We start from the raw sequence: 23,482 nt of genomic DNA, 5'->3' as shown, positions 1-23,482 counted from the left end.
AGCACCTTTCATTACGAGAGGTGCTTTTTACTACTTGCCGATATCTTTGCCAACAAGCAAAATAGTAGGAGAAGTAAGCGGTTCCAACTTATGATTAGATAAAGATAAGCGACGAAAGAAGGGCTGACATGAACGTATACATTGCTTGCCACAGCGGTTTTGTGACGAGTGCGATAGCGGCGAAGTTATTTGCACAGGCAAGCGATGGGAGCTTGTCTTGTACGATTACGCACGGAACGATTCAAAACATCCCAAACGAGGTGGATTTGATTCTCTATCAGGAAGGGGCGACCCCGGTCACCCATCCAACCGCACGTGTTCGATCAGTCCGACAACTCCTGTCGCTCGAGGAATACCGACTACTTGTCGAAGAATGGATGGATGAGCATGAGACATGAGTGGACCGCACGAGAGCGGTCAATCTTACTACACTTATTGGCAACCGAGACATCGACACCGCTCGCCGAAATCGCGCAGGCGGTGAATTTGTCTGAACGCACGATTCAACGCGAACGACAATTACTTGAAGGCATCTTGAAAGAGTTCGAGCTCGAACTTGCCTGGCAACGGGGGCATGGACTTAGCCTTGTCGGCAAACCGTCGGCGAAACAACAGTTACGAGAAGACCTCATCTTATCTGCAGAAGCGATCCCGACGAGCGAGGACCGCTTATTTGAGCTGGCGTGGCGCCTCTTGTTCGAGAGCGATACGCTCAAATTGCAGGCGGTCGCCAAACAGATGCACGTGTCGCCGAGCACGTTGACACAAGACCTAGAGAAATTGGATCGTTGGTTCGAAGAATATCATTTGGAAGTCGAGCGAAAAAAGGGTGTCGGTGCAAGAGTGCTCGGCTATGAGTCAGAGAAGCGTAAGCTATTGATTAACGCCCTCCTTGCCCACTGGGACACGCTTGCCTTTTATCGCTTCGTCCGTGGCGAGGATGACTACATTCCAGCATTTTTAAAGACCGTGCCATGTGAAGAGATGCTCGAAGCTCTTCGAGACGGCTATGATTATTTGAAGTCACGCTCGTTTGAACGGATGGATGACCGCACCATCATGCGGGTCACGTTCGCCTATGGAGTGCAACAAGAGCGGCTAGCGTCCGGATTCTTTTTAGAGATGTATACGAAAGGACGGTCTGAGGACTATTTGAAAGTCGCCACCGATATGGAAGAGGCACTGGGGATCACTTACTCGATGGCGGAACGTGTCTGGTTCGCGGAGGAGGCGAATCGTCTCCGCTCGATTAAAGATCAAATGAAAGAAGATGAAGAAGAACGATGGATCATGCAGATTCGGGTGCATAAACTGATTCATCACGTCTCACTCATCTATGGATTCACCTTTACGGATGACGCGGCACTTGAACGAGGGCTGCTCGCGCACATCCTATCGAGTATGAACACGCAGGCTTTGCCGGAGACGAGTACGGTGAAACCCCATATCGACCGCGACTACCCGGGACTTCGTTCGGCAATCCAACAGGCTGCCGATATCGTCTTTGGGACGAATACGTTCTCCGAAGAAGAGACTGTTTTTTGGGCGATGCACTTCGCGGCAGCGCTCGTCAAGCCAGTACGGCGTCGTGAATATCGGGCGCTTGTCGTCTGTTCGGCCGGACTCGGTTCGTCGAAGATGCTCGTCAATCGGGTACGTCAAGAGTTCCCGGAGATGCAAGACGTTGTCAACTCGTCTCTATTTGGTTTAGAACAACATCGACTTGAAGAATATGATGTGATTTTGTCGACCGTTCCGTTACCACCGCTCTCCGTGCCAACGTTGATTGTCAATCCGTTATTGACGAGTGAGGAAGTACAGCGTGTCCGTCATCTTTTATTGTCGTTACCGCAATCATTCCAAACGTTAACGCCGAAACCACGTTCAACGATGCTTGATTTTGCCGAACTAGGAGAGCTCGTAGAGACGTTCGAGCGGATGGATCATCAGTTTGACTTGGTCACACTCAACAATACAGACCGCTTAGAGGATATTCTGGTTGATATCGGGACACATCTCGAGGAACGGGAACTCGTGCAAAGCGGGATTCAGTTATCCGCACAATTGCTTCGTCGTCACGAGGTCGCAGGTCTTGGGGTGCCGGGTACGAAACTCGCATTGTTTCACGGACGACACACTTCAATTGAGAAAGCGAGTGTATTCGCGTTTGATTTAACGACGTCAATCCCGCTTCTCATGATGGATCAATCGACTGAACCCGTGACACGACTGCTCGTGCTCTTGGCACCAGAAGAAGCACGGGATGTCGAACTTCAATTTTTAAGCGCGATTAGTGGTTCGCTCATTGAGAGTGAGGAACACATGCGTCTATACAGCACGGGGACGAAAGAGGACCTTCGTTTGTTGTTGCATGAATGCATGAAGAAAATGATTCATGAGACGTTGTATGAAAAATGACCGAACCATGGTCATTTTTTTGTTTGGCACAGAATGTTGCCAAAGTGTGAACTGGATTGAATTGAGAAAGCGCTTACTCCAGGCATACAATACAGGTGTAGAGCACAAACCGGTTAGCTACACTACACATTCAACCTTTCACATTTAAACGACTGGAGGTTTTATACATGGCGAATACGCAAGCGAGCTCGGGCGGGGTCCGAGTCAAAGTACAACGGTTCGGTAGTTTCCTCAGTGGGATGGTCATGCCGAACATCGGTGCCTTCATTGCCTGGGGGATTATCACAGCACTCTTTATTCCAACAGGATGGTGGCCAAACGAAAACTTGGCAGAACTCGTAGGTCCAACGATCACATATCTCTTACCATTACTCATCGGTTTCACGGGTGGTAAATTACTTCACGACGTACGAGGCGGGGTCGTCGGAGCGCTCGCCACGATGGGGGTCATCGTCGGGACAGACATTCCGATGTTCCTTGGAGCGATGATCATGGGTCCACTCGGTGGTTATATCATCCGCCAAGTCGACCGTGCCCTTGAAGGCAAAGTCAAAGCAGGATTCGAAATGCTCGTCAACAACTTCTCGGTCGGGATCATCGGTGGTCTTCTCATGCTTGGTGGGTTCGAAATCTTCGGTCCAATCATGAGCGCCCTCGATAAAGTGATGGCAGCAGGCGTTGACTGGATCGTCGGAGCGAAATTGCTTCCGGTCGCGAGTCTTTTCATCGAACCGGCAAAAGTTCTCTTCTTGAACAACGCCATCAACCACGGGATCTTGAGCCCACTCGGTGTCGATCAAGTCGCAGAAGCTGGAAAATCCGTTCTCTTCTTACTTGAAGCAAACCCAGGACCAGGTCTTGGATTACTTCTCGCATATATGTTCTTCGCTAAAGGTGCAGCGAAACGTACAGCACCGGGTGCGGCAATCATTCACTTCCTCGGTGGGATTCATGAGATTTACTTCCCATACGTATTGATGAAGCCAATTTTGATTTTGGCAATGATCGCAGGGGGCGCAACAGGGATCTTCACATTCGTTCTCTTTGATGTTGGTCTCGTCGCACCGGCTTCACCAGGTAGTATCTTCGCGATTCTCGCGATGGCGTCACGTGGTTCATACCTCGGACTCGTGGCAGGGATTCTCTTGTCAGCAGCGGTCACATTCGCTGTGGCGAGCGTCATCTTGAAATCAAGCGCAGCAGAGGAAGTATCACTCGAAGAAGCGACACAAAACGTGAGCGCGATGAAAGGCAAACAGTCTTACGCATCTGCTCTTGTGACAGATCGTCTTGATAAAGTGGACCACATCATCTTCGCATGTGATGCAGGTATGGGTTCAAGTGCGATGGGGGCATCGGTTCTCCGGAACAAGGTCAACAAAGCGAACTTGCCAATCAAAGTGACGAACACGTCAATCAGCAACTTACCGAAAGATGCACAGTTTGTCATCACCCATGAGGACTTAACCGAGCGCGCAGAAGCGCAAGCACCGAATGCAATCCATCGTTCAGTGACGAACTTCTTGAACGCCGATTACTATGATCAATTGGTAGAAGAAATTAAAGCCGAACGCAGTAAAATTTCTTGAAAACAGAACAGATAGAGATACGGTTTAGCCATTAGGAGGAAATTAAAATGCCATTCATTCAAACAGAGATGATTCGACTTAACCAAACATTCGCAACGACAGAGGAAGCGATCACAGCGGCCGGAACAGTCCTACAGGACGCCGGTTGTGTGACGCCGGAGTATGTAGAGGCGATGCATGAACGTCAAGCGATCGCAAACGTCTATATCGGTAATCACGTCGCCATTCCACACGGTACAGAAGCAGCGAAGTCAGCGGTTCAAAAGACGGGAATCTCGTTCCTGCAAGTACCGGACGGTGTCGACTTTGGTGGACAGACGGCAAAACTCGTCATCGGGATTGCAGGCGTGAATGATGAACATTTAGAGCTCCTTTCGCAAATCGCGATCCTCTGCTCGGATGAAGAAAACGTGGAGCGCCTTGTTCAGGCGAAGACGAAAGAGGAAATCTTGGCGCTCTTCATGGAAGAGGTGGCATAAATGAAAGCTGTTCATTTTGGGGCAGGAAACATTGGACGCGGGTTTATCGGATTGTTGCTCAATCAAAGTGGTTATGAAGTGACGTTCGTCGACATTAACGACACGGTCATCGAAGCACTCGAATCAAAACGTCATTATGAGGTCGGATTCGCAGAGGATGGGGTCGATCGGATCATTGTCGACCGGGTACGTGGGGTTAACAGTTTGAAAGAACCAGCCCGCGTCGCAGCTTTGATTGCAGAAGCAGACCTCGTAACGACGGCTGTCGGACCCTCACTTCTTTCAAAAGTAGCGCCATTGATCAGCGAAGGGCTCCGGGCGCGTGAAGTCGAGGACGCACCGGTCTATGTCATCGCATGTGAGAATATGATTGGTGGGAGTGCCATTCTTCGTCAAGAAGTAGAGGCATGTGGTGGCGTCGGGGAGGCGAACGTCTTCTTCCCGAACGCGGCGGTCGACCGGATCGTGCCACTCCAACAACATGAAGACCCGCTTTACGTAGAAGTCGAGACGTTCCATGAATGGGTCATCGAGACACAAGGACTGAACGCGCAACCACCGATTCAAGGTGTGACATGGGTCGAAGAGATCGGACCGTACATCGAGCGGAAGCTCTTCACAGTCAATACAGGACATGCCATCGCCTCTTATATCGGTTCGTTGTTCGGAAAGGCGACGATTGACGAGGCGCTGAAGGATCGCCGCGTGCGTCAAGTCGTTCAAGGAGCCTTGTATGAGACGGGTTGGTTACTGCTTGAGAAATATGGTTTTGAGGCGAAAGAGCATAGCCAATACATCCAAAAAATCATCAAGCGTTTTGAAAATCCGAAATTAAAGGATGAAGTGTCACGTGTGGCGCGTTCGCCGATTCGTAAGCTCGGACCGAGCGATCGTCTCGTCAAACCAGCGCGTGAGTTGATGGATAACGGAATCGAGCCGAACGAACTCGCCTACGGGATTGCGGCTGCCCTCCATTACCATAACCCGGAGGATTCGGAATCGTCAGAACTGAATTTGTCGATTGAAGAACACGGTATCTCGTTAACGATTGAAAAATATTTGCAGCTCCATGAGGGAGACACATTGACGCAATTGATTCTCGACCAATATCATTTGATTCGAGAAGAAGAAAAAGAGCGAGTTTCTTAAGAGAATGAGATATAGTGATGAGCACATATGTGAAAGCATATGTGTTCTTTTTTATTGAGGCCTTATTGAACAAATTGAGAAGAATGAGTGGGTTGGGTATTTCATGATGAAATAACGGGTACTTATCAACAGGAAGGAGACTCGTTATGTACAAAACTTCAGAAATCATTCGATTTATCACAATCACGTTCGGATATTCTTGGATTGTCTGGGCGAGCCTATATTGGTGGACCGATTTACCGATTGTGGCAATCGTCATCATAGGAGCATTCGGACCAAGCATTTCTGGCTTTCTGACGATGTATCGACTTCGCGGTCGTGCGGGTGTAAGACACCTGTTTCAAAAGAGTCTTCAGTTCAGGATAAACTGGAAGTACTATGCGATTCCGTTCTTATTGGTTCCATTCTTATTCCTTATCGCTTATTGGTGGACAGATCGTAGCGATGCATTAATCGTTCGAGAACCTTGGTGGATTGTGCCTTATTTTCTTTATATGTTATTTCTCGGCGGAACCCTCCAAGAGGAGTATGGATGGCGCGGATACTTGCTGGATGCGCTGCAATCGAGACTGTCTCCACTATGGGCGAGTATCGGGCTTGGTGCGATTTGGACGAGCTGGCACATCCCGCTATTCTTTATGGTCGGAACAGGGCAGGCGAACTTTCCATTTTGGGCATATGGGTTGACCGTGATCTCATATAGCGTTCTCATCAGCTGGTTATACAATGCTACCTCTCGTAATCTGTGGTCAGCCTTTCTCATGCATACCATGTTTAACGTGATGCTCTTTATGACTGGGTTACACGCAGAGAATGGATATCCAATTGGTTTTATTCATCTAACGATTACGGTATTGACGGCAGCCATCATCATCATCTGGAAAACGTATGGGAAGTTGAATTATGAACCGCTCGAAGAATTCATTCCTTCGTACCCGAGTGTTACGCACCGAATTCGTGAGGGTAAAGAATCACAATATAAAAGAGAAAAGGAAGTGGACGTCTTGAACTTTCGCACACTCGAGCAATCCGACGTTAAATCTTTGCAGCGCTTATTTATGGAGAGTTTGAGTGATTTGATTCGGCGAGAGCGTTTTGAAGACGCTGACCTGCTCGATGAGGAAGTGGCACGCCTGAACACGACGATTCAGGATCATTTTGAAGACGACCATGTTCAACTGTACGTGGTTGAACAAGAAGGAGTTCTGGTTGGAGCGGGGGCATTGCTGCCTCCGAACGATATCATATCGGGACATTTGGAAATCAAGCGAGATGCCATTGAACTAGGGAGTGTCTATGTCCTTCCTCGTATGCAACGCAAAGGAGTCGGGCAGTTTTTATTAGAAGAGATGAAACGAGAAATCCTCGCGCGAGAGCACCACGTCTTTTATTTGGATGCGGGATTTCCTAGCGCTCAGGCCTATTGGCAAAAACAATTGGGTGAACCGTCATTAATCCTCGAGCATTATTGGGGACAGGGAGCGTCTCATATGATCTGGGAAGTGAATATAAAATAAGGAACTTAGCGATGAATGCTAAGTTCCTTATTTTTTAGTAATACGAACGCATGAATTGATGGATACCGGTCGCTGTCGCATTCGCCATTTGTTGGCGATTCGTTCCATTCGTCAAATAAGCACGATCGTTTGAATTACTGATAAAGCCATATTCGACGAGTGTTGAAGGCACGACATTTTTTCCGACGACGTATACATTTTGGTATTTCACACCACGGTTTTGAACGGCGTAAATACGTGAACCGATCTCTCGATTAATTGATGAGCCAAGCAATCGACTCGCAGAAATATATGGATTTGTCGTATAACTTTCTGTTGTCGGCACGAGTACCTCGTGTCCATTCGCAGAAGTGTAAACAGATGAGTTTGCATGGAGACTAACAAAAACGTCAGCTTTATACGATTTGCTCAATGAGACTCGCTCTGACAGGGAAAGATACGTATCAGTCGAACGTGTCAACTTGACGTCATAGTCATATGTGTTCGTCAATGTACTCATCAATCGCTTGGCCATATCAAGTGCAATGACTTTTTCATATACTGACCCATAAACGGCCCCAGGATCATTCCCACCATGTCCCGCATCAATGACGATAGTTTTTTTAGACGTATCGCTTCCGCTTGACGTTGTCACATACTGTGAAGAGACATAGCCAGTGACACCTTTATACGTGACGCGATACCAGGAACCGTACGTGCTCAAATACGTCACGGCACTCCCAGAAGGAATTGTCAGTAGAATCGTGCCCGAAGTCGAGGCCATCTTCCGAAGGTTCAAATTGGCTGTAGTATAGTAGGTCGTTGTTGAATCCGGCGTGATGGTAGATGAAGAAGTGACCTTTACATACTGAGAAGATACGTAACCGATTGTTCCATTATAAGAAACACGGTACCACGAGCCATATGTACTGAGGTAAATCACTTCTTTCCCGCTCGGAATGGTCGTTAAAATCGTGCCTGAAGTGGAGGCCATTTTACGAAGGTTCAAATTGGCCGTGGTCGTGTAAGTTTTCACAGTGGTCGGTTGATATGCTTTAAGATATTGAGAAGACACATATCCAACAGTTCCGTTATAAGAAACGCGGTACCATGATCCATATGTACTTAAATAAGTTACGGTTTTCCCAGAAGGAATTGTCGTTAAAATCGTTCCCGAGGTCGAGGCCATTTTACGAAGATTTAAATTTACAGTAGTCGTGTAATATTTCGCGGCTGCTTCCACGCGATGATTGAAAGGTGTAGCAGATTGGAAATCAAATGGTGTGAACGTAACAGCAGAAACAATGAGTGTCGAGCTAATAAATAATTTTGTATGTAATTTGGACTTTAGCATATTCAAAATAGTGACTCCTTTGCAGAAAATAGTTGAACATTTCAATAATTCGATCAACAAATCACTATTATTATATAGATAATAAAGAAAAAAATGGGCATTAATATTTAATTTATTTATCTTTTTTTGAAATAAAGAGGTCTTTTGACAACAAAAAAAGACGCACGAGGCGTCTTTGTGATATTTAGATTAATCTTGGAAGTTCTTCAAATGATGAATTTGATTTTTCTTCTAAAAAGGCGATTCGCGGTAAATCTTCACCAAATAGCTTGATTGGCTCTTCAATTTTTGCGATACGGGGAAGGTCCTCACCCATTGGACGAATCATATCATTAATTCCAGCGATACGAGGAAGATCTTCACCCATAGGACGGATATCAGTGTTAAGTTTTGCGATGCGAGGAAGATCTTCACCCATCGGACGAATCGTATTATTGAATTCTGCGATACGAGGAAGATCCTCTCCGAGTGGCTTGATTGAACTTCCTAGTAGTAAAACTGCTCCAGCGATACATAGAATTCCTGCTACTTTTTTCATTATAATGCCTCCATTATTATTTGATATAATTACATAGCCATGAAAGCTATGATAATTTACAAAACTAAGATTTGAGCAATTGGTAAATAGAGTCACATTGCTGTTCAATACACTCATTTATACAGCCGTTATATTCATTCGGATAGCTTGGCTCAAATAATACAATTTTTGAGTCATCATTTAAAGAGGTGGTTAACACCGGGACGTCTGCACTTTGACTCAAAAAACTACTGCATAATGGGATGACATTATATTGATTTTCTCTTAAATGGCTCGGTTTCCAGTGAAATGAAGCCTCCGGGAGAACGTATACTATATGTCCCTCCTTTAAAAGGTTGAGACAATGGTTAAACAAACCATCTTGATCTTCTTCGATTCCCAAGTAATGAAAATTATAAAAATGTTTATCATAGTTGGTTTTGAGACCACGTTTTATAATAGAAAGGGATAACTCAGGACCTACAATATACAGTTTTTTGTGTATCTGATTTGAACTGAGTGTTTCAATAATTAATTTTGGTAGTAATTGATAGTAGTCAACTTGAAAAGCATTTACAATGAACCCACTTGATGAGAGTAACATTTGGGATAGATGATCAAGGCCATAAAAGTTATTTTTATTAACTTTAGAAAAATTAATACTATTTTCAGAAGCTTTAGAACGAAAATAGATTTTTGGTTTAATATAATCTTCTGCTAAAAGAAAATTCAACTTACCCATCTGTTATATTCACCTCCAAAAGCTTAGCGATACTTAGAACAAATGATACATTTTGACTAAGAAGTGATGTTCTATAGTTAAATTTTATCATGGGTATCAGGTCTTTCGAACTGTTATAGGTTGGGAAACTACTGCAAATAACATGCGATATTTATATATATTTGAAATGAATTTTCCTAAGAATGCGATAAAACGTAGAAAATGCAAGAAAAGAAATTACTTAGGTCGAAGGGGCTATCGCTTAAATGGAATATAATTATGGAAATTTAATTAAGATTGAACGAATGCGTAAGGAGATGAAACAAGCAGTTTTAGCAAGGGGAATATGCTCAGTTTCTTATTTGAGTAAAATTGAAAACAACCAAACTTCTCCTAGTGAAGAAGTTTTAGAATTACTATTTGAAAGATTAGAATTAGATGTTCCGCTATATTACGATTTTGCGGAGCAGGCGAAAAAAATCGAAATCGAAATTAGAGATACTCTTAGAGACGCTCTATTGACTAGAGAGGACTCCGGAAAGCAAAAACAAATTCAAAAATATTTATATCATCCAGTCGTAAACCAATCAAAAGATTTATATATTACGTTATTAATGACTTTGGCTAGATTTCAAATTATGCCTGATGGAGAAGGCGACTATATAAAGCAAATCGGATGGGTTGAAGACCAATTATCAAAAGAGAATAAATTACGTTTTATGGTGATGAAAAGTTTAATTCTTTTTGATCAGAATGCAAAAGAAGAGTCGTTTAAACTATTAGAATGTTTAAATAAAGAAATTTCCCAAGCAAACATCCCTGACTGGGAATTAGCTGATATGAGATATATTATTGGAGCATCCTATTATCGCTTCACTGAATACCTACCAGCTATTGAGAATGTAAAAAGTGCTCTCGAGTACTTTCAAGAACATTTCTATCTTGAAAGGATTGTAGAATGCCATTTAATAATTGGACTATCTCTAAAAAGAAGAAGACGTTTTTCTGAAGCGTTAGCACATTACCATCGAGCAGTAAAAGTAATTAGTGCAACAGACCGCACAGATTATTTTGGAATGCTCTACAATAATATGGGCGAGATTTATTCTTCTTTGGGCGATCAAGAGAAAGCACTTGAATATTTTATGCAAAGCTTCGATTATAAATTAGAAGTGAAAAGTAAATTATACAGCGTACTTTCTCTTATTGAAGGTTATGTAAATTATCAAAATACAGAAGAAATATTAAGTTGGCTCGAAAAAGGATATGAAATCAAGAATGATCGTAGCGGATTAGAAGAATTTGATCATCATTTTAAAATTTATGAGTATTGCTATCGTACGCATGATAAAGATGCATTAATTATCGCGTTGAAAGCTGCTGTTGCTTATTTTGAGACAATTAATGATTACGTATATATTCAAAAATATTCACTTTGGCTAGCACGAGAATTAAAAGGTTCAGGAAAATATAAGTTGGCGACAGAATATTATGAGAAAGTAATTTCAATCATGTCACAAACAGAATGACGCTCAATAGAGAGCGTCATTTTTTATGAAACTAAATGTCCTTACAGACGTTCTATGGTGTTGTAAAATAATGCACCGTCCATACCTGTTCTTGAACAAGGCGCTCATCTGATAAATGACCGTTAAGGACTTGCTGCAATAAATGAATTAAATGCTTTTGCAGATTTCCGTCATGCGAACCGCTATGCAAAATTTGCTCCTCGCTCGCAATGATATAAAATCCACCAAGCCGCAACGGAATATGTTTTCGAACTATCGCGGCAGCCGTTTGGAACTTCGCCTGCTCCCCTATGTGAGGGACATCGATTTCAAAACGCCCCCATTGTTTAAAGTCTCCAATTTCTGAAAAAGGTGGGTCACGATGATCCAATGGCAATACCTCCGATCTTAGCAATCTCTTTATATTCAGTATATCTTGTTTTCACTCTAAAACGTGCGAAAAAAATGAATAGGGTATGGCTTTCCGAATGACATCAATCATTATTCTTGGTTTTCTATATTTTGTAAAAGAACTCCTTCCTATTTCTCTGAAATGAGTAAAAAATAACACGGTCACGAAGACCGTGTTATTGCATGATGTGCTCTTTTGAAGTTGGTAGCTCACAGATGAAGGTACTTCCTTCCCCATAAACTGACTCTACATGAAGTTGTCCGTCATGGGCTTTAGCAATTTCTTTACAAATAGCGAGACCAAGACCTGTACCGCCGATTTTACGACGATCTGAGTTGTCGACACGATAAAACTTTCCAAAGAGGTGAGGGAGAGAGGCGCTTGGAATGCCCATTCCATGATCTCTCACTTTCATCACGACTTGTTCGTCTACTCGTTCAAGTGACACGAGTATATTCCCACCGTCTGGTGAGTACTTGATGGCGTTACTTAATAAGTTGCCGAGCAACTGACGCATTCCTTCTAAGTCTGCATCGATTATAAAATTCTCTTCAGGATCGGCGTCGATAAACAATTCATGTTGATCAGTCGTTTCTTGATAAAACGTGACACTGTCAGTAGCGAGTTTGTACAAGTCGACTGGCTCCCACTCGAATGTTTGTTTCCCAGACTCCATCTTTTGAAGGTCCAAGAAATCATTGACGAGATAAGATAGTCGTTTTGCCTCATCATGAATCGTTTTTAAATACAATTCACGTCGATTTTCTTTCAAATCGCGTGACAACATGAGCTCTGTAAATCCGTAAATTGATGAAAGGGGTGTCCGCAACTCATGTGATACGGTTGAAACGAGCTCGGACTTCATTCGGTCTACCTCGGTCTCGGCTGTGACATCACGTAAGACGAGCATCGTTCCGCGAAGTCGACGGTCTCGATAGACGCTTTCAGCATAAAGCTGAATGAAACAATCGCCTTGATCGATAGAAATCGTAAGTCCGTCGTCCGGTGGATCTTGTGAAAAGACGCGTTCGAAGTAACGAACGAATTGCTCATGTTGGTCGACGCGTTCTGCGAGCTGCTCGATGTCAATATCAATCGCTGACAATTCTTCATATCCCTTATAATCGAAGTGAAGATCATCAAACATACGAATAAATGCGCGATTCCCAACGACAGTGTCGTCTTCGTAGTTCACATATAAAATAGCTTCGCGAACGGAATTGATCAACTGTGCCGTTTCTTTTCGATCTTGCTGCATCTGACGATAAAGTTGCATCCGAAGAAGTGAGATGGCGAGCTGACTAGCGAAGGCATTCAACTCTGATTTTTCACTCGCATCATACTGTTCATCGTAGCGGGCCAAATAGAGGCAACCGATCAGGCTGTTATCAGACGGGTCCATAATCGGGATGACTGTTTCGTAAATGTAATATGGATACGTGTGTAAAGCATCCACGACCCGTTTCGACGTGGCAGCAGGTGATTTAGAAATCATGACACGTTTAAGCAACAGTGATTCTTTCTTAAGACTCTCTTGTTGATCTTCCGTCATTTCTTTTGGTACGACAGAGGTGATTTCTCCGTCTTTTGTGAGTAACAACGCACCAAATTCAGATTTCGTGAGTAAGACGATTTTTTCGATGACAGAAGAGTAATCAAATAAAGATTCTTTCGATGCCAATACTTCAATCAATTCATTTCGATATTGGAGATTTATTTCATTCAACTTTGATTCTTTGATCACGTTTTCTAGTTTTTCTTTCTTCATTTTCAGTCTGCTGTTTTGATCGGCCATTCGTTTAATGAGCGGACGTCCAATTAATAGGATGGCGCTGATGAACATGACGAGTCCGATCATCCAAATCCACCGTAGGGAGGTGAGTTCGAGCGTAGACACATTCCCATCTCGGACAAACCAGGCTCCAATCGCAGTTAAAATGAGACTAAATCCACATACGCTATATAAAATACTGAGTATTTGACGACTGTTTAGTTGTTCAATCCACTTGCTGATCATTCGTTTTACTTCCTTCCTTGAACATAAAAAACGATGGGTCATCTTTTCCTTGCCCTGCATTTTATGAAAAAGGCAAAGGAAAATGAAACAATTTGCTTATACGAAGTGCATGAAATCACATCCACATAATGCGATTTACCCAAAAGGAGTAAAAAATACACCTGTCAACCTTCTCTAAGTTGACAATATTTAAGAAGGTCATTACCTTGAAGTTAAGATAAAAAGGATGAGGAGCGTGAATAAATGTTATCGATCGAACCGTCTGCGTTAACTGAGCGAGACACGTATAAATTTTTAATTGGTAGTATTGTGCCGCGACCAATTGCCTTTGTAACGACCCGGAATGGAGACGTCATCAATGCGGCTCCGTTCAGTTATTTCAATGTGGTTGCTTCCAATCCTCCCCTCGTTTCCGTCTCTGTCCAGCGAAAAGGCGGAGTGATGAAAGATACGGCACGAAATGTCCTTCTTACAAATGAGTTGGTCATTCACGTTGTGGATGAAACGAATGTATTCGATGTGAATGAGACGGCTGCCAATCTCGACGCGGATGAGAGTGAGTTATCACGCACAACATTCACGCTTCAACCAAGTGATGTCATTACGACACCTGGTGTCAAAGAAGCCAAAATTCGTTTCGAATGCGTATTACATCAACATGTGCCGATTGAACATGAAGGGCAAACGACTGTAGATTTCTTGATTGCCCGGGTCGTCCGTTTTCACATCGATTGGGAATTGTATGAACACGGGCGAATCGATGCGAGACGATTGGCGCCGGTCAGTCGTATGGCTGGAAATAGTTATGCGACACTTGGCGACCTTTTTGATGTGAAGCGACCTGAATAATCGACAAACGTGCCCGTTTTTTCTAAAGAACGGGTACGTTTTTTGGGTAAAAGAATAAGGAGCGTATTTGCATGTAGTATTCCTTTCATTCCGATACGCTCTTATGTCACAATAAAGTCAGAACATTCTAACTTCAAGTCATCCTAGATTCAGAGAAAAAGGGGAATCCGTCATGTACCGTCCAACTGTCCAATCGATTATAACTGCCATTGAAACTGTGATTGTCGGAAAAGAAGAAGTCATCGCCAAAAGTCTGACTGCCTTATTGGCGGGAGGTCATGTTCTTCTAGAAGACGTACCAGGTGTCGGAAAAACAATGCTCGTCCGTACGTTTAGTCGGGCGATTGATTTAGATTTTAAACGAATCCAATTTACGCCAGACATGCTACCGTCTGACTTGACCGGTATCTCGATGTATAACCAAAAAACGAGAGAGTTTGAATATCGCCCTGGCCCGCTCATGGGGAATATTATCTTGGCGGATGAAATCAACCGAACTTCACCAAAGACACAGTCGGCTCTTCTAGAGGCGATGGCTGAGCGGAGTGTGACAGTGGATGGCGAGTTGAAAGTGCTACCCTCACCATTTTTCGTCATGGCGACGCAAAACCCGATTGAGCATGAAGGGACGTACCCGTTACCGGAAGCACAGTTGGACCGCTTTTTACTCAAAATTGAGATGGGCTATCCGACATTCAATGAAGAGATTGCACTTTTAAGTCGCTTTGAAAAAGAAGAGCCGCTCGAGGCGCTTCATAGTGTGATCACCAAACAAGAAGTTGAACTGATGCAGCGCGAAGTGAGGGATGTGCATGTTTCGAGTGCGGTCAAACAATATATTGTGCGATTGGTGCATGAGTCGCGGAAGGATCCGCATACGTATTTAGGAGGAAGCCCGCGGGCTACTCTTGCATTGATGAAAGCGTCGCAGGCGTGGGCATATATCCATAATCGTGAATTCGTATTACCAGATGACGTCAAGGCGATGGCGACGAGTGTCCTCGGACACCGTGTCTTACTGACGGCGGAGGCACGTTATAAAGGAAAAACACCGAATCAATTGATTCAAGGTTGGCTTGATGCATTACCTGTTCCGATGGATCGCGAGGTCAATGAAGTATGAAAAACTGGATGAAGCTGTTCGTTGTATGGGCGGCGGCATTCGGATTGTATGCATTTGCCCGTATCGAAGGAAGTATCGTTGCTTCGACGTTATGGTGGTCGTTCGCAGTGTTGACTGTCTATTGGACACTATTTATGATCTATCCGGTCACGGCGGCAAATGTATCTCGACGGGTTACGACGAAACGTCTCGTCTCCGGACAAGCGATGGACGTCGAATTACGAATCGAACGCAAATATCCTTTTTTGATTGGGATGGTGACGTTAGAAGAACGGTTGCCCCAACGATTAATTGACGAAGACAAGGCCATCATCGTGCCGGTAGACCGTTTCTTTCGACGTGCTGAAGTCGTCCATTACGAGGTCGATGCGATTAAGCGTGGAATTCACGTCTTTGACCGAACGATTCTCCATGTACGCGATGTATTTGGTTTGTTCGATCGAAAGCGAACGTTACGACTCGAGACGGTCGTCGAGGTGTCACCCGCTGAACTCCCGTTCGATCTTCCAAGAGATGAACACGTCGGAGGTCGTGGTGAACAATATCGTCAAATGCGGACATATACGGAAGTGGCCAATACGACGAGTGGAGTCCGTGAATATGCGGCAGGGGACCGAATCGGGCGGATTGACTGGAAAGCATCCGCACGTCGAGGCAATTTGATGACGAAAACGTTTGACCAAGAGCAAGAAAAGAAACTTTCGCTCGTCTTTGTCCCGGCTGTCTCTGCCGGCTATGAAGAAGCATTTGAACGATCTTTGTCCTTACTCGTCGGTGCGATCCGACAGTTAGAGCGAAAAAACTTACCCTTTGAGCTATACGTTATCGAAGAACAGGTCCGTCTGTTCCATCTTCCGGACCAAAGTGCCGACGTCGGTCATTACTTGTTGACCGCGACTCCAGAAGCGGAAGGGCGACTTGTCGAGCGGGTGAAGCGAAATCTGCCTCAACAAAATGGTGATTTGATTTTGATTAGTCCGTTTGAAACAAGTTCGATTCGTGAGCTCATGCATGAGACGCAAGGTAGTTATCACCTATACACAGCAGTAAGCGAGGTGACGGGATGAAGACATGGATCACTCGAATCGTATATACGGCGCTCGCCGCCTACTTGCTGTCTTTCTGGATTGAGCCGATTGTCGGGAGTACAACGTTCGATGTAAGTTGGCCGTTTTATTTCCTTCTCATCGTACCGATGTTTGTCAGTCTTCTCCCGTGGGGCGCATTCCTTGGAATCTCGCTTCTCAACTTCCTGGTTGTCTTATACCTTTATCATGGAAGTATATTTGACTGGTTCGGTCTTTGGATGGATGATTTTTTCGGCGTCATAAGCGGAGAGTTACCGAACGAAGCCATCTTTTTTTCTGCGATGGCACTCATTGGTCTACTATTTGCCATTCTTGTTAGTCGGACATACCCGAGTTACGGATTTGCACTCGGGATGATTGTTTCGACACTTGGTGTCATGGCCTATTTCGATACATGGACACTGTATGACGGGGAAGGCAATATCCTTTTTGCAATCGTCACATCGCTCCTTTTATTATTTGTCACGGATTTAGCGAAACGTCCAAGTCAGTCGCTCGTGCGATTCGTCAGTATCGGTTTGCTACTAAGTGTCGTTGTCGCGCTCGCGAGTGCTTCCCCGACATTAGAAGGCGATTGGTCTGATCAAATTACAACGAGTTTTCGGAATGCGACAACCGAAGGCGATGGGAACGGACCTGGTCGGGTCGGGTATGGGGTGAACGACGAATCGCTAGGTGGTCCGTTCGAACAGGATGACGGGATTGTCTTTATCGCGCGTGGAGTACCGGCTCGATACTGGCGAATTGAATCAAAAGCCATTTATACCGGAAAAGGTTGGATTGAGGCACCGGTGCTCGATTCTGACTATAATCGGGGACAATTAGTGGATTCGGATGTCGACACGACCCCGGAACAGGCACTCCTACGTTTTGAACGCCGACAGTCGTTCGTTCCGTATGGAGGGGAATATCCCCAGGCGGCAGAAACAGAGTCCGGTACGGAATTTTTAGTTGGTGACGTGGAGCAAGCTTTTCCGAACGAGACAATCACGATGCAACCGTCCGGAAAAATCGTATTTGAAAATGAGGAACAATCAACTCCGCGAACGATCCAACTTCGTTATAGTGTCCCGGCTTTCTCTGAAGAACAGCTTGCATTAAATGAAGAAATCACATCGCTCACAGAAGAAGAGCAACAGGTCTATTTACAGCTACCGGATTCTTTACCAGATCGTGTACGCGACTTGGCCACGGAGATTACTGCTGAAAGCGAGACACCAAATGAAAAAGCAGAAGCGGTAGAAGCGCATTTCCGAAACGGAGAATTCCAATACGATACCGAAAATGTGGCACAACCGGAAGGGGACACAGATTATGTTGACCAATTCTTGTTCGATACACAAATCGGGTATTGCGATAACTTCTCGACGTCAGCAGCCATTTTATTACGGGCAAATGGAATCCCGACACGTTGGGTAAAAGGATTTACGATGGGGGATACGCGAGGGGTTGTTCAGGGTGAAGAAGAACATACGATTCGTAACCGTCATGCCCATTCTTGGGTGGAGTACTTTGTCGAAGGTGCAGGTTGGGTTCCACTAGAGGCGACAATCAGTTTCTCAGATGCGAATTTACTACAAATCGATCAAGAGACAGAGACAGACGATACGACACCGGCTACGAATGATCCGCAGGCAAATCAGGACAACAACACGCAAAATCGTCCACAAGAAGATTTGTTAATCGATGATGTTACGACTGGTGAGGTTCAGGAAGAATCCCGCAGTATCCCGGTATGGGGATGGATCGTTATTCTTTTCCTCGCGGCCGTTGTCATTTGGAACCGAAAAATCATTGAGCGACAAATTATGTACGTCTGGTGGATGAGTCGTCCACTCACAGATACAAGCCTCGTATCGATGCATCGCTATTTGATGAAACGACTCCGTGCAAATGGATTTAAAGTCGAGGGACGAACGCCTTCTGAGCTTGCAAAAGAGGTCGATGCCTACTATGAGACGAACGATATGACGCATCTGACAGCCTTGTTTGAGCAAGCGGTTTATGCTGAACAAGAACCGAATTCAAAATATAAAGAATATTGGAAAATCGTGATTCGCAGAATTATGAGTTGAAGTGGCGGGATGCATCAAGTAAGATAGACGCATTAGTTAGATAATTGAACATGGCATTCCTTCGTATATACTCGTGAATTGGCGCGAGAGTCTCTACCGGACCACCGTAAATGGACCGACTATGAAGGAGCACGTTTCGTATACAAAGAAAAGGGCGTGCTTCTTCTTCGGTTTAGATGATCTGGGGGAGAGGCTCGTCCTTTTTTTGAGGAGAAGGCAGAAAGGTGGAGATTTCGTGAAAGTAGAACAAGAAATGATTTTGGTGCTCGATTTTGGTGGGCAGTACAACCAGTTGATCACGCGTCGTGTCCGTGACCTTGGCGTATACAGCGAGTTGCATTCACATAAGATGACTGCAGCAGAGATTCGCGAATTGAACCCGGTCGGCATCATCTTCTCTGGTGGACCGAACAGTGTATATGCAGAAGGTGCATATCGTTGTGACCCAGAAATCTTCGAGTTAGGAATTCCGATTTTCGGGATCTGCTACGGCATGCAGCTGATGACGCATCATTTTGGTGGTCGTGTCGAACGTGCTGCTCACCGTGAATACGGGAAAGCGACATTGTTCTCAACACCTGAGGCTTCTGATATTTATAAAGGTCTTCCGGTCGAGCATACAGTATGGATGAGCCACGGTGACCTCGTTATGGAAGCGCCGGAAGGATTCATCGTCGATGGAACGAACCCGTCTTGCCCGGTAGCTTCAATCAAAAACGATGAGTTGAAAATGTATGGCGTTCAATATCACCCAGAAGTGCGTCACTCAGAATACGGGAACGACATCTTGAAAAACTTCATTTATGAAGTGTGTGGTGCTAAAGGCGAATGGTCGATGGAAAACTTCATTGACCTCGAAGTCGAAAAAATTCGAGAAATCGTCGGCGACAAGCAAGTGCTCTGTGCCCTTTCTGGCGGCGTTGACTCTTCAGTCGTTGCCGCACTCGTTCATCGCGCGATTGGTGATCAATTGACGTGTATGTTCGTCGACCATGGTCTCCTACGTAAAGGGGAAGCGGATAGCGTCATGAAGACGTTCGCTGACGGATTTAACATGAAGGTCATCAAAATCGATGCGCAAGAACGTTTCTTGACGAAGTTGGCTGGTGTCTCAGACCCTGAGCAAAAACGTAAGATCATCGGAAACGAGTTCATCTACGTATTTGATGAAGAGGCATCGAAGCTTGTCGATATGGACTTCCTCGCACAAGGAACGCTCTATACAGACATCATCGAGAGTGGGACAGATACAGCACAAACAATCAAATCACACCATAATGTCGGTGGATTACCGGAAGACATGAACTTCACATTGATCGAACCGCTCAACACGCTCTTTAAAGATGAAGTCCGAGCCCTCGGTACCGAACTCGGTCTTCCTGACTATATCGTTTGGCGTCAGCCGTTCCCAGGTCCAGGTCTTGGAATTCGTGTACTTGGTGAAATCACTGAAGAAAAGCTTGAAATCGTCCGAGAATCTGATGCGATTTTGCGTGAAGAAGTGAAGAAAGCTGGTCTTGAACGAGACATCTGGCAATACTTCACGGTGCTCACACCGATTCGCTCGGTCGGAGTCATGGGTGACGAACGAACGTACGACTATGCAGTTGGCGTCCGTGCAGTCACTTCAATCGATGGCATGACGTCAGATTGGGCACGCATTCCATGGGATGTGCTTGAGAAAATCTCTGTCCGCATCGTCAATGAAGTCAGTCACGTCAACCGTGTGCTGTATGACATTACGTCTAAGCCACCTGCAACGATCGAATGGGAATAAGTCGAACAGAGGGGAATCCCCCTCTGTTTTGTCTTAAAACCGAACATTAACGTTTTTTTTCAGTTTAAAATCCGTGAATATAGTTGACATTCTATTTTCACGCTGATACGATAAGAACGTTATTATTATAACCGAACAATTATAAAATATTTTGCCGTATAATGTCGGGGATATGGCCCGAGAGTCTCTACGAAATCACCTTAAATGATTTCACTACGGCGAGACATAGATGAGGGTGTATGCCCTCGTATGTTTCGCGTGGGGTCCTCGGTCATTTGCCGGGGACCTTTTCTCGTTTTACGGCGAGTACAAGGAGGAAAACAAATGAGCACACAGCTCAAGCAAGAACAACAACCTACAACGAGTCGGATCGATCGTTACTTCCAACTCACAGCACTCGGAACGAGTGTCCGTACTGAATTGATTGCAGGATTCACAACATTCCTTGCGATGGCGTACATTCTTTTCGTTAACCCAAACGTTCTTGGAGCGGCGGGTATGGATACTGGAGCGGTCTTCGTCGCAACAGGTCTTGTCGCAGTAGTCGGTTCGTTGACAATGGGACTTTTAGCAAACTATCCGATTGCGATTGCGCCGGGCATGGGCCTCAACGCATTCTTCGCATATAGTGTTGTCATCGGAATGGGTGTTCCTTGGCAAACGGCTTTGTCCGGAGTTCTCGTGTCAGGTCTCTTCTTTATCGTATTGACGCTTTCAGGTATTCGCGAAACGATTGTAAACGCGATTCCGGCTCCACTTAAAATGGCAGTCGCTGCAGGGATTGGCTTCTTCATCGCTTTCATTGGATTGAAGAACGCAGGAATCGTAGTAGCGAACGAAGCTACACTCGTAAGTCTTGGCTCACTAGGAACGGGGACGACGCTTCTCGCTGTATTCGGTCTTGTTGTCAGCGCGTTGCTTATGGCACGCGATATCAAAGGTGGTATTTTCATCGGGATGTTGTTGACGGCGATTGTTGGAATGATCTTCGGTCTTGTTCCGACACCAACAGCAATCTCTGATGTCGTATCGATGCCACCAAGCATGTCGGCAACGTTCGGCCAAGCATTCATCAACTTCAGTGACGTCTTCACTCTTCAAATGCTGATTGTTATCTTGACTTTCTTCTTCATCGATTTCTTTGATACGGCTGGAACACTCGTTGCAGTAGCGCGTCAAGCGGGGATCATGAAAGAAAATAAAGTACCACGCGCAAGTAAGGCGTTGATGGCTGACTCAACAGCAACGGTAGCGGGGGCGATCTTCGGAACGTCTACAGCGACTTCATACGTTGAATCTTCAGCAGGTGTTGCTGCAGGTGGACGTACAGGTTTGACAGCGGTATTCGCAGGATTGTTCTTCGGTTTGGCATTGTTCTTCTCGCCACTTTTGGCAGTTGTTACAGCACCGGTAACGGCTCCTGCGCTCATCATTGTTGGTGTGCTCATGGCTTCAGCTCTTCTTGATATCGATTGGAAGAAGATTGAGATTGCAGTACCTGCTTTCTTGACGATTATCATGATGCCGTTGACGTCATCAATCGCAACAGGAATCGGGCTCGGATTCATTCTTTATCCACTCATGATGATTGCGAAAGGGAAAACGAAAGAAATCCATCCGATCATGTACGGGATGTTAATCATCTTCTTGGCATACTTCATGTTCTTACCACACGCATAAATCGATTTAAAAAGCCGGCTCTTTTGTTAAGAGTCGGCTTTTTTGTATGCAGTGTTTTCGGGGAGGAAAGGATCATACATCGTAATGGCATGGTTTTCTGTGATGAAGTCGTTCCGGAGGTGGGTGCCGTTCATTGAGGTGACTTCTCTGAAAATCTGATTGTGTCGGATGGTGCCTCCCCACCATTCGCGGGTGAAGTGATGATTTTCTTCATATATACGATACTGTTCTTTATTTGGAATATTAGAGCGCCATTCACCGACGAGATGATCTCCCTCTATATATAGAAGAAGTTGATACGTTTGTGCGGTTTGATTTGTAATTTGTAGGTCAAGGTAATTATAAGAACACGTCGCGCCACTCCCGAATGGTTGATCTCTGCGGTAGTCAGGAAACACGTCGTAGCTATGGCGATAACGCTCGGTTACAGTCAATGGGCTATGGAGTGTAATCCAATATATCAGGTTGGATAGTTGACAGAGACCGCCACCGATTCCTGAAGTGACCTTCCCGTAATGAAGAATCATGCCGTCGACATAACCTTTTCGCTTTGTTGGTTTTCCGATCATCTTCCAATAAGAAAAGACGTCGTTCGGCATTAAAATGGCGCCGTTTAATTTAGCGATTGCAATCTTCAGATTCTTTACTTTGTTATGCTGTACGTCCATATCGATATCACGTAGTTGTCGATAGAGAGGAGTTCGGTGTGTGTGGATTAGATAAGGTAAAGGTTCAGCGTTTTGTTTCGAGACGTATTTCCTTTTATCCGTCATCCATTCTAATCGTCGTTTGAGTGTGTAAACTTGTGTGCCAGACCAAATTCTGAGTGGTGAACGTTTTTTAGGTTGCTGCAGATCGGTTTGCATCATTGTATGTAACTCCTTGTAGAATGTAAGTGGATGATTCATCAATAGATATAGTTGTATTCTTCAAAGCAAGTTGCGATTCCTTTTAGGTGAATGAGTTATAGGCTTTTAAGGATTCGAAAAATTAATTAAAGTTTTTTTAGAATAATGCTTGCAAGATTAAAAAGCAGGTGATATAGTTATCTCTGTTGCCAACGACAAACGTTGAACAAACAAAAAAGTTGTTGACACCAAAAAGAAATAAATGTTATTATCATTTAGTCGCCAAGAGCGACAGACGAACTTTGAAAACTGAACGATGAGGCAAAAATAAGTTTTACAATTTTTGAATGAAGCGCAAGCTTCGTCAATTTAAGAGCTATAT

General features: G+C 44.7%; 19 protein-coding genes and 2 riboswitches. Of the genes, 13 read left to right on the top strand and 6 right to left on the bottom strand.

Annotated features, from left to right (window positions below; translation table 11 throughout):
* Positions 1 to 128 precede the first annotated feature (128 nt).
* The 6 genes from KNO87_RS13590 to KNO87_RS15465 all read left to right on the top strand — a co-directional run bounded on the left by KNO87_RS13590 (position 129) and on the right by KNO87_RS15465 (position 7,152).
* Positions 129 to 398 (top strand): PTS sugar transporter subunit IIB, encoded by a 270-nt coding sequence (locus KNO87_RS13590; protein ID WP_214814668.1) that lies wholly within the window; start codon positions 129 to 131, stop codon positions 396 to 398.
* Entirely contained in the window at positions 388 to 2,418 is a 2,031-nt protein-coding gene (locus tag KNO87_RS13585) for a BglG family transcription antiterminator (RefSeq protein WP_214814667.1), read from the top strand. Before KNO87_RS13590 ends, KNO87_RS13585 begins: the two co-directional genes overlap by 11 nt.
* Before the next feature lie 167 nt (positions 2,419 to 2,585).
* Positions 2,586 to 4,007 carry a PTS mannitol transporter subunit IIBC gene (locus tag KNO87_RS13580; protein ID WP_214814666.1) on the top strand — a complete coding sequence of 474 codons (1,422 nt, stop codon included), beginning with the start codon at positions 2,586 to 2,588 and terminating at the stop codon, positions 4,005 to 4,007.
* A gap of 47 nt (positions 4,008 to 4,054) precedes the next feature.
* Positions 4,055 to 4,486, top strand: a complete 432-nt coding sequence (locus tag KNO87_RS13575) for a PTS mannitol transporter subunit IIA (protein ID WP_214790991.1) — start codon at positions 4,055 to 4,057, stop codon at positions 4,484 to 4,486.
* Complete coding sequence (locus KNO87_RS13570; protein WP_214814665.1) at positions 4,487 to 5,635, top strand: mannitol-1-phosphate 5-dehydrogenase; 1,149 nt, start codon at positions 4,487 to 4,489, stop codon at positions 5,633 to 5,635. It begins immediately after the preceding gene.
* Between the two features lie 146 nt (positions 5,636 to 5,781).
* Positions 5,782 to 7,152: a GNAT family N-acetyltransferase gene (locus KNO87_RS15465; protein WP_251126835.1), complete on the top strand. Its 1,371-nt coding sequence runs from the start codon at positions 5,782 to 5,784 to the stop codon at positions 7,150 to 7,152.
* 34 nt (positions 7,153 to 7,186) lie between these two features.
* On the opposite strand, the gene KNO87_RS13555 is transcribed toward KNO87_RS15465, so the two are convergent.
* From KNO87_RS13555 to KNO87_RS13545, 3 genes are all read right to left on the bottom strand, one after another.
* The gene (locus tag KNO87_RS13555) at positions 7,187 to 8,485 is read right to left on the bottom strand and encodes an N-acetylmuramoyl-L-alanine amidase family protein (protein WP_214814834.1); all 1,299 of its coding nucleotides are present in this window, start codon (positions 8,483 to 8,485) and stop codon (positions 7,187 to 7,189) included.
* 184 nt (positions 8,486 to 8,669) lie between these two features.
* A complete protein-coding gene (locus KNO87_RS13550; RefSeq protein ID WP_214814664.1) occupies positions 8,670 to 9,023 on the bottom strand; it encodes a hypothetical protein in 354 nt (117 codons plus the stop codon).
* Between the two features lie 64 nt (positions 9,024 to 9,087).
* The gene (locus tag KNO87_RS13545) at positions 9,088 to 9,744 is read right to left on the bottom strand and encodes a hypothetical protein (protein ID WP_214814663.1); all 657 of its coding nucleotides are present in this window, start codon (positions 9,742 to 9,744) and stop codon (positions 9,088 to 9,090) included.
* A gap of 245 nt (positions 9,745 to 9,989) precedes the next feature.
* Here KNO87_RS13545 and KNO87_RS13540 point away from each other — a divergent pair, with 245 nt between their 5' ends.
* Complete coding sequence (locus KNO87_RS13540) at positions 9,990 to 11,252, top strand: helix-turn-helix domain-containing protein (protein ID WP_214814662.1); 1,263 nt, start codon at positions 9,990 to 9,992, stop codon at positions 11,250 to 11,252.
* Positions 11,253 to 11,304: 52 nt separating this feature from the next.
* Here KNO87_RS13540 and KNO87_RS13535 read toward each other — a convergent pair whose 3' ends face one another.
* Positions 11,305 to 11,622: a hypothetical protein gene (locus KNO87_RS13535; RefSeq protein ID WP_214814661.1), complete on the bottom strand. Its 318-nt coding sequence runs from the start codon at positions 11,620 to 11,622 to the stop codon at positions 11,305 to 11,307.
* Positions 11,623 to 11,818: 196 nt separating this feature from the next.
* On the bottom strand, positions 11,819 to 13,660 hold the full coding sequence (locus KNO87_RS13530) for an ATP-binding protein (protein ID WP_214814660.1): 1,842 nt from the start codon (positions 13,658 to 13,660) through the stop codon (positions 11,819 to 11,821).
* A 243-nt stretch (positions 13,661 to 13,903) separates the two neighbouring features.
* Between KNO87_RS13530 and KNO87_RS13525 the strand changes: the two genes are divergently transcribed.
* The 6 genes from KNO87_RS13525 to KNO87_RS13500 all read left to right on the top strand — a co-directional run bounded on the left by KNO87_RS13525 (position 13,904) and on the right by KNO87_RS13500 (position 22,252).
* Positions 13,904 to 14,509 carry a flavin reductase family protein gene (locus KNO87_RS13525; RefSeq protein ID WP_214814659.1) on the top strand — a complete coding sequence of 202 codons (606 nt, stop codon included), beginning with the start codon at positions 13,904 to 13,906 and terminating at the stop codon, positions 14,507 to 14,509.
* 172 nt (positions 14,510 to 14,681) lie between these two features.
* Positions 14,682 to 15,632 carry an AAA family ATPase gene (locus tag KNO87_RS13520; RefSeq protein WP_214814658.1) on the top strand — a complete coding sequence of 317 codons (951 nt, stop codon included), beginning with the start codon at positions 14,682 to 14,684 and terminating at the stop codon, positions 15,630 to 15,632.
* On the top strand, positions 15,629 to 16,699 hold the full coding sequence (locus KNO87_RS13515; RefSeq protein WP_214814657.1) for a DUF58 domain-containing protein: 1,071 nt from the start codon (positions 15,629 to 15,631) through the stop codon (positions 16,697 to 16,699). The genes KNO87_RS13520 and KNO87_RS13515 overlap by 4 nt, the downstream gene beginning before the upstream one ends.
* Positions 16,696 to 18,795, top strand: coding sequence for a transglutaminase domain-containing protein (locus KNO87_RS13510; protein ID WP_214814656.1), 2,100 nt, complete (start codon positions 16,696 to 16,698; stop codon positions 18,793 to 18,795). The genes KNO87_RS13515 and KNO87_RS13510 overlap by 4 nt, the downstream gene beginning before the upstream one ends.
* A 41-nt stretch (positions 18,796 to 18,836) precedes the next feature.
* Positions 18,837 to 18,937: riboswitch (purine riboswitch) on the top strand.
* A gap of 111 nt (positions 18,938 to 19,048) precedes the next feature.
* Positions 19,049 to 20,572: a glutamine-hydrolyzing GMP synthase gene (gene guaA / locus KNO87_RS13505; RefSeq protein ID WP_251126226.1), complete on the top strand. Its 1,524-nt coding sequence runs from the start codon at positions 19,049 to 19,051 to the stop codon at positions 20,570 to 20,572.
* Positions 20,573 to 20,706: 134 nt separating this feature from the next.
* Positions 20,707 to 20,808, top strand: a riboswitch (purine riboswitch).
* Positions 20,809 to 20,896: 88 nt separating this feature from the next.
* Positions 20,897 to 22,252: an NCS2 family permease gene (locus tag KNO87_RS13500; protein ID WP_251126225.1), complete on the top strand. Its 1,356-nt coding sequence runs from the start codon at positions 20,897 to 20,899 to the stop codon at positions 22,250 to 22,252.
* A 26-nt stretch (positions 22,253 to 22,278) separates the two neighbouring features.
* Here KNO87_RS13500 and KNO87_RS13495 read toward each other — a convergent pair whose 3' ends face one another.
* Positions 22,279 to 23,121 carry a VanW family protein gene (locus KNO87_RS13495; protein WP_214814655.1) on the bottom strand — a complete coding sequence of 281 codons (843 nt, stop codon included), beginning with the start codon at positions 23,119 to 23,121 and terminating at the stop codon, positions 22,279 to 22,281.
* Positions 23,122 to 23,482 lie beyond the last annotated feature (361 nt).

Origin of the sequence: Exiguobacterium sp. s34, assembly GCF_018617435.1 — a bacterium.
Lineage (GTDB): Bacteria > Bacillota > Bacilli > Exiguobacteriales > Exiguobacteriaceae > Exiguobacterium > Exiguobacterium aestuarii.
The sequence above is the reverse complement of the archived record's forward strand: the minus strand, read 5'-3'. Positions and strand labels throughout refer to the sequence as shown.

Bases quoted from the DNA above. Each gene is read 5' to 3' on its own strand.
- KNO87_RS13590 (WP_214814668.1), top strand. From the start codon at position 129: ATGAACGTATACATTGCTTGCCACAGCGGTTTTGTGACGAGTGCGATA.
- KNO87_RS13585 (WP_214814667.1), top strand. From the start codon at position 388: ATGAGACATGAGTGGACCGCACGAGAGCGGTCAATCTTACTACACTTA.
- KNO87_RS13580 (WP_214814666.1), top strand. From the start codon at position 2,586: ATGGCGAATACGCAAGCGAGCTCGGGCGGGGTCCGAGTCAAAGTACAA.
- KNO87_RS13575 (WP_214790991.1), top strand. From the start codon at position 4,055: ATGCCATTCATTCAAACAGAGATGATTCGACTTAACCAAACATTCGCA.
- KNO87_RS13570 (WP_214814665.1), top strand. From the start codon at position 4,487: ATGAAAGCTGTTCATTTTGGGGCAGGAAACATTGGACGCGGGTTTATC.
- KNO87_RS15465 (WP_251126835.1), top strand. From the start codon at position 5,782: ATGTACAAAACTTCAGAAATCATTCGATTTATCACAATCACGTTCGGA.
- KNO87_RS13555 (WP_214814834.1), bottom strand. From the start codon at position 8,485: ATGCTAAAGTCCAAATTACATACAAAATTATTTATTAGCTCGACACTC.
- KNO87_RS13550 (WP_214814664.1), bottom strand. From the start codon at position 9,023: ATGAAAAAAGTAGCAGGAATTCTATGTATCGCTGGAGCAGTTTTACTA.
- KNO87_RS13545 (WP_214814663.1), bottom strand. From the start codon at position 9,744: ATGGGTAAGTTGAATTTTCTTTTAGCAGAAGATTATATTAAACCAAAA.
- KNO87_RS13540 (WP_214814662.1), top strand. From the start codon at position 9,990: ATGGAATATAATTATGGAAATTTAATTAAGATTGAACGAATGCGTAAG.
- KNO87_RS13530 (WP_214814660.1), bottom strand. From the start codon at position 13,660: ATGATCAGCAAGTGGATTGAACAACTAAACAGTCGTCAAATACTCAGT.
- KNO87_RS13525 (WP_214814659.1), top strand. From the start codon at position 13,904: ATGTTATCGATCGAACCGTCTGCGTTAACTGAGCGAGACACGTATAAA.
- KNO87_RS13520 (WP_214814658.1), top strand. From the start codon at position 14,682: ATGTACCGTCCAACTGTCCAATCGATTATAACTGCCATTGAAACTGTG.
- KNO87_RS13515 (WP_214814657.1), top strand. From the start codon at position 15,629: ATGAAAAACTGGATGAAGCTGTTCGTTGTATGGGCGGCGGCATTCGGA.
- KNO87_RS13510 (WP_214814656.1), top strand. From the start codon at position 16,696: ATGAAGACATGGATCACTCGAATCGTATATACGGCGCTCGCCGCCTAC.
- guaA (WP_251126226.1), top strand. From the start codon at position 19,049: ATGATTTTGGTGCTCGATTTTGGTGGGCAGTACAACCAGTTGATCACG.
- KNO87_RS13500 (WP_251126225.1), top strand. From the start codon at position 20,897: ATGAGCACACAGCTCAAGCAAGAACAACAACCTACAACGAGTCGGATC.
- KNO87_RS13495 (WP_214814655.1), bottom strand. From the start codon at position 23,121: ATGATGCAAACCGATCTGCAGCAACCTAAAAAACGTTCACCACTCAGA.